This window comes from Schaalia suimastitidis DSM 15538 (assembly GCF_000429105.1).
GTDB classification, from domain to species: domain Bacteria; phylum Actinomycetota; class Actinomycetes; order Actinomycetales; family Actinomycetaceae; genus Pauljensenia; species Pauljensenia suimastitidis.
Window position 1 is genome coordinate 67,226 of the sequence record NZ_AUBF01000013.1, and the last position, 6,814, is coordinate 74,039.

Consider the following 6,814-nt stretch of genomic DNA (forward strand, 5'->3'; position numbering starts at 1 on the left):
GACCAGATGAACGACACACCCTTGAGCGAAGAGGCACTGGAGGAAGCGGTAACCCGCACTGTCCTCGGTGGCGCGGACACCGCCTCGTCACGCGAAGCCGAATACCACCCCGAGGATGCCAACCCGCTGCTGAAGATCACCGACCTTGAGGTGACCTTCACGACCTCAACCGGTAAGGTGCCCGCTGTGCGCGGCGCGAACCTGACGATTTACCCTGGCCAGACTGTGGCAATCGTTGGTGAATCTGGTTCGGGTAAATCCACTACTGCGGCAGCGGTGATCGGCCTGCTCCCTGGCACTGGCCAGGTCACAGGTGGATCCATTGAGTTTGATGGCCGCGACATCACAACCCTGTCGAAGAAAGAATGGGTGGCACTGCGCGGCTCAGGTATTGGCTTGGTCCCCCAGGATCCGATGACTAACCTCAACCCGGTGCTTCGCATTGGTACGCAGGTCAAAGAGTCACTGATTGCCAATAACGTTGTCCCGCGCAGCGACGCTGGTAAGCGCGTAGCTGAGCTTCTTGCCGAGGCGGGGCTGCCTGACGCTGAACGGCGCGCAAAGCAATTCCCCCACGAGTTTTCGGGTGGTATGCGTCAGCGTGTACTCATCGCAATCGGCATGGCTGCTCGACCTAAGCTCCTTATCGCTGATGAACCCACGTCAGCCTTGGACGTGACTGTGCAGCGTCGCATCCTCGATCACCTGGGTAAGCTCACAAAGGAACTGGGCACTGCGGTCCTCTTCATCACCCACGACCTTGGGTTGGCGGCTGAACGTGCTGAGCAGCTCGTCGTGATGCACCGCGGACGTATTGTTGAGTCAGGTCCTGCGTTGGAGATCCTTCAACGCCCACAGCACCCCTACACCAAGCGTCTAGTGTCGGCCGCACCATCTTTAGCTTCTGCACGTATTGAATCGGCCCACGCGGCAGGTATTGAAGTCACTGAGGAGGAACTCACCGGTGCCGGTCTCGGCGCCACCTCCACTGAGGAAATCATTCGCGTCGAGAACCTGACGAAGGTCTTTGACGTGCGCGGCGCCAAGGGCGAGGCGAAGAAGCTGACTGCTGTTGACAACGTGAGTTTTGCACTGCGTCGTGGCACCACACTTGCGGTGGTAGGTGAATCGGGTTCCGGCAAGTCAACGGCCGCCAATATGATCTTGCAACTGTACCGCCCAACATCCGGCAAGATTTTCTTTGACGGCACCGACACCTCGACGATGTCAGAGAAGGAACTCTTCGCTTTGCGCCGACGTCTTCAAGCGGTCTTCCAAAACCCTTACGGTTCCCTTAACCCTATGTATTCGATTTTCCGGGTCGTGGAAGAACCGCTGCGAGTTCATCAATATGGCACGCTTGAGTACGCCCGACAGGAAGTGGCTCGCGCAGCGTCAACGAAGCGCGAAGCCCCTGAGTGGGCGCGGACGCTGGTTGAGATCGCTGAATCAGGCCGTTCCAAGACGGCGCAGGAAAAGCATGACCTGTTCCCACCTCGTGTTCGCCTTCGCCGCGTCCAGGAACTGTTGGATTTAGTTGCGCTTCCACGTTCGGTGATGCGTCGGTACCCGAATGAACTTTCCGGTGGTCAGCGTCAGCGTGTGGCAGTGGCTCGTGCCCTTGCCCTCAACCCTGAGGTTGTTGTGCTTGACGAGGCAGTTTCAGCCCTTGACGTGCTGGTGCAGAATCAGATCTTGTACTTGCTCAATGACCTTCAAGCTCAGCTTGGCTTGTCCTACCTTTTCATCACGCATGACCTTGCAGTTGTTCGGCAGATTGCCGATGACGTCGTCGTGATGGAACAAGGCAAGCTGGTGGAGGCCAACACGTCGGATGAGCTTTTCGCCAATCCAGTCCAGGATTACACCCGCGAACTGATCGAGGCTGTTCCTGGCCGAAAGATCCAGCTCAACCTGTAACGTCTGCGGGGCTGCATCACAGGGTGTTGTTTTGCGCCTAAGCCGCACAAAATGGCGGATTTTCAGGACATAAATCCTGAAAATCCGCCATTCTTGGTATCTGGAATGCGTCTACTGCCTGCGTGTCATGCGACGCAATACGAGCCCTGTGGTCACCAATCCGCCAACCATCAAGAGCATCATGGGGCCGATGAAGCCGGTCCTGGCAAGTACTGGTGCCCCTGCGCGGTGGTGTGGTGACTGAGTGTGCGGTGTGGGCCCTGTGCTCTCACTGTCCCTTGATGGCGTGTCGTTGGATGTGGCAATCCGGGTGGCAAGGACGTGAGCACTGTGCGCATATCCTTGTCTGTCAGTTTCGTGTTCGTCAATGACGCCATCGCCACCGATAGCAAGTGTTGTTTCGTCGAGGAAGTCCCCAATGAAGGCAACGGAACGGCCAAAACGTGCGTGGATACCTGCCGAGTCAAAGATTTGTGCCTGTATGTTGTCAATTGACGAAACAGGGTGTTTAAACTGGTCGGCTGTCAATAGGTATACTCGCCCATTCCCTTGGTACCCCCAGGCGCCCACTGCGATCAGTGTTGATGAGCCTTCACGTTGTACGGCATCGACGCTGTAGCCGAATCCAATCCCTTTGTGGTCGGGTGTGCCCGTGATGATTGAGACACGCGGCGAGGAGTGTTCGGCGTGAAGTGGACTGATGTGCACATCCTCAACGGTGACACCTACGGGAGATCGCATCCCGCGGACCAGTGCCACGCCTCCACTACCTTGATGAACGATTGTGCCGCCATCGAATCCGATAACGAAGTCGTTGACACCGTCAGCGTTAACATCACCTACAGGTGCGATTGAGTTTCCCGCTCCTAGCCGGTGGGAGACGTCAAATGGCATGGTCAGCGTGTAGCCAAGCCCTGGCGTTCCTGCTGTGACTTTTTCAGCTGTGCTACCGTAGACCACCCACGCGATGCCGGAAACAACAAAGTCTTTGTTGAGGTGTTGGAAGTCGGCGACCAGATAGTCACGGAGCCCGTCGGCATTCACGTCCCCAATGTCGGTGAAGGCACTCATGGTATGCCCACGCGGTGTGTCGATGCGTTTGAGTATCTGCTGATTGCTGTGATCAATATTTTTCAGGTCAACGGTGCTGCCATCACCTTTGCCTTTGACAATAAATGCTGACCCTTGAGTGACATCTCGTTTTCCAGCAGCATATGCGGCATTGGCGACAACAAATCCTAGGTCAGCATATCCGTCTGCATTAACGTCTCCTACTCTGCTGAGGTGAAAACCGCCGCTTCCATTTTCTGGCAGCTCGACTGCCCATCCGTGTTCTGCCGAGAGGTTGTTGAGGTCGACATTGCTCAGGTGGGGACCGCCAAAAATCACCCAGACGCGTGCGATCGTATGTGACGAGAATGCGAAGTCGTCAATGCTGTCACCATTGACGTCACCTAGGCACGCTACTGACAGTCCAATAGCTGAATCGGTCGCAGGGTCGTGTGTCTGGCGTGGCCCATTAATGGTGATGGTATGGGCATTAGGTACGCTTGCCCCCGGGGTGCCACCTGGAATGATGTGGATTTGTCCGGTGACGTTAAATACCCATCCTTTGGTTTCTGTACTGTCAGCGTAGTAGGGGTCCCATTTCCATTCGGAGCGAACGGGACTTCCCGAAATAATGTCGGCTTTTCCGTCACCGGTCACGTCGCATCTCCCGCGTGCAAGTGATGCACCAAAACCAGAGGTAAATTCACCAAGCCAGCTCTTTGTCTCTGGCGTGTCAATAGGTGCCAACGCGGGTTCGGCCGATGGATTTGGTGGCGGAGGAAAAGGTGGAGCAAGTGGCGTAGATTCATCGTATGTATCCGACTGGCGGCTCATATCAACGGTCCACACATGAACTTTTCCCCGTGAATTGGCCGTGTAGATGCCGACTAGAGGGTCGTTACTTCGTCTGGGAATAATTCCTACGTTCGTCCCTGTATCCCCTTGGCCGCCTTCTTCTGCAGCAATTGTGGCGATGCGTGAGGATTCAATATCATCGACGCCGCCTCCCGAGTTGTGGTGTTTATGCAGTGCTGTGGCGGAAATAATGAGACCACCGGCATGTTCCCCATGCTGAGGGCGACCAACGAGGAGTGCGCCAGCCTCGTTTCCTCCGTCGATCCAGGCGAGCGAGGCGCCGAGGCGGCCGTAGAGCGCTGACCGTAGGAGATACCCACCGTTGTCACCGTTTGTTGTTTGAATGGCTGTGTCGGTTGTGGAAGTGGTGTCGACACTGACGGATTCTTCAGGGCTAAATACCAGAGCAACAGCGCCTGCGTCACTGTGGGCCGTTGGCGCACCGATCGCCAGATCAGGAATCTGGTCGTCGTTAAAGTCACCGATGACGGTGAGCGCATGACCAAATGCGCTGTTACCTGCTCGATCGGTGATGGTGATGGCTTTGTCTTTAAATTGCTCAGCTGTAGCATTCGTTCGCGCATAGTAGACGCTTTGCTGAGCTGGGCTACTCACCGCGAAGTGTCCAAGCGGTGATTCAACTGGCACGATCTGCATACCACCTGTTCCGTCGATCGCCCATGTTTGAGGTGAAAGCTCATTCAACGCATATTTTCTGGCGTCGTTCATCGCCGCAGTGTCGATCAGGTGTACCCCGTCCTTTACGCCGATGGCGATGGCGGGTTTCGCGGCATTTTGTGGTGTTCCTGCTAAGGCGAGGATGCTTTCTCCAACATTGATGGTCGCCACGAATGTTGGTGCCGTGCCTTTGGTGCCGCGTGCGTATATGTGTACTGCGTTTTGGTCTGCAACGGCGATAGTGTGTTGGGTGTTGCCTCCTGGCAGACACGTGACGATGCGACCATAGGTGGTGCTACTTTCTGGTGGCGCAACCGTCAAGACATTCGGTTGTTGCTCAAGGGTACGTGTGAGGTCGTCATTTCCAGATCCGTAAGGGATATATGGCACAACGTGAAGCCCGTGGGTGTTGGCGAAAATCATGTCGGCATTGCCGTCGCCTGTGGCGTCACAGCTGATAGGCGTAAAAGATCCTGCGTCGGTGTATGTGATGCGGTCTGTTTTTCGGATGATGTCGCCATAGCGACTGGGGTGGATATGCGACCATTTGGCTTCGGTCGAGTCGGCCCCTGTGGCCTTTTTTTCGTCTGCGGCATACGCAATCCCATTTCCTGTGAGTGCGCACAAGCCAAGTAGCAAGGTTGTCACCATGTATCGACGTGACTGATGGGTAAACACAAAACCCCTCTCTTCGTAGTTAGGCGGTCCTTAGTTTACTGTGCACACCCTTTCTTGGTAACTACCCAATTGCGTCACATTCCGCCCCATGCGGCGACATTTAAATACCTCCACCCTCAATCCTCGTGACAACAACCCACACTGTCACCGACGCGCATTTCTGGGGTGAACCACATATTTGGCTCACGTTCAGCGTGATGTGTAACATAGTGCCGTTTGTTGCGCTATCTGTTTTTGGGAGGGTGTGATGGGTGAGGGGATTGAGATTATCGAGGGGGATTTGAGGTTATTTGCTCAGCGTTTGTCTGAGCTGAAAGCGGGCTTGTTGGGGTGTGTGCCGACGATGGAGCTGACGCCTGTACGAGGTGCTGTTAGTGGTGGTGCGTGTGAAGCTGCTTATGATCGCGCTCTGGGCGAGGTTATTGACCGTTTGGAGACTTTAGGTGGGCGCTATGGTGATGTCGCTGTGGGTGTGGGCGAGGTTGCGGCTGATTTTGCCTTGACGGATGCGCAGGTGGCGCAGGCGGTGAATCGTTTGGGTGGTGGTGTGTGATGGTGGTGTGGGCGGATGTGCGTAGGTGGCATGAGCATGCGTTGTTGGATGCGTGTGATGATTGGCGTAGGGCTCATGGTGTGTTGTGTGATCTTGCGGATTTGGCGCGTGTGGTGTGTGTGGGGATGTGGTCGCAGGGTTTGAGTGTGGAGGCGATGCAGTCGAAGGCGTTGAGTTTTGCTGGTGATGTGGATGCGTTGGTGGCTGATGCTGGTGAGATGATGATGGCGTTGGCTGATGTTGCTGATGGGGTGGGTCGGGTGCGCACCAAGGGGTGGGAGTGTGAGGTTTTTGCGCAGGAGCATTCGTATTTGCGTTTGGGTGAGGATGGGTGTGTGTCGTGTGAGTTGGTGGAGTTGCGGTGGGATGATCCTGATATGGCCGTTCCTGGGGAGCGTGAGTGTGTGGAGTATGAAAATGGGGTGCGTCTTGAGGCGAAGTTTGAGTTAGAGCGTATGGTGCAAGGTGTGTTGCGTTTGGCGGGTGAGGTTGATGGGGATTTTGTGCGTCGGTGTGGGGTGGTTGCTCGTGGGGTGGGTTCACTTGGTGGGGTGTGTGAGTGGGCGGGGAGTTTTTCTCAGGGGCTTGCTGATTTGCCGGATCCGAGTTGGTCTACTGGGGAGGTTGCGGCGTGGTGGCAGGCGTTGACGGTTGCGGAGCGGGAGCGTTTGGTGAGGGAGTTTCCGGAGGTGGTGGGTAATCTTGATGGGGTGGATGCGGCGTCGCGGGATGCGGCGAATCGGTGTCGTTTGCCGGTGTTGGTGCAGGAGTTGGAAGGTGAGGTTGAGCGTTTAACGTCGTTGCATGAGGAGTGGCAGGAGCGTGTGGGGGCAGAAGGGTTGGTGGATCCTGGTGGGGTGAGGCATGCGGTGTCTCCGTATCTTGCTGCTTTGACGATGGCGCAGAAGCGGTTGCGTGATGCTCACGCCATTGAACAACTGATTCAAAGTGATGATGATGTGTCGTTGTTGATGCTTGATGACACGGGGTCGGCGCGTTTGCGTACTGCTGTTGCTGTGGGGGATGTGGATGAGGCTGATCATGTGGCGACGTATGTGCCGGGTATGGGCACTGCTCCTG

At 56.0% G+C, this 6,814-nt stretch carries 3 protein-coding genes and 1 pseudogene; 3 read left to right on the forward strand and 1 reads right to left on the reverse strand.

The window, feature by feature from the left end:
• Positions 1 to 6 precede the first annotated feature (6 nt).
• Entirely contained in the window at positions 7 to 1,920 is a 1,914-nt protein-coding gene (locus G438_RS0106925) for a dipeptide ABC transporter ATP-binding protein (RefSeq protein ID WP_034285627.1), read from the forward strand.
• Between the two features lie 111 nt (positions 1,921 to 2,031).
• Here the strand turns inward: G438_RS0106925 and G438_RS11320 are convergent, their stop codons facing one another.
• The gene (locus G438_RS11320) at positions 2,032 to 5,181 is read right to left on the reverse strand and encodes an integrin alpha (RefSeq protein ID WP_131245825.1); all 3,150 of its coding nucleotides are present in this window, start codon (positions 5,179 to 5,181) and stop codon (positions 2,032 to 2,034) included.
• Positions 5,182 to 5,428: 247 nt separating this feature from the next.
• Here G438_RS11320 and G438_RS0106935 point away from each other — a divergent pair, with 247 nt between their 5' ends.
• Together G438_RS0106935 and G438_RS0106940 are read left to right on the forward strand one after the other, a co-directional pair.
• On the forward strand, positions 5,429 to 5,734 hold the full coding sequence (locus G438_RS0106935; RefSeq protein ID WP_026460687.1) for a hypothetical protein: 306 nt from the start codon (positions 5,429 to 5,431) through the stop codon (positions 5,732 to 5,734).
• 146 nt (positions 5,735 to 5,880) lie between these two features.
• Positions 5,881 to 6,814: pseudogene (locus G438_RS0106940) on the forward strand (hypothetical protein); the annotation flags it as partial.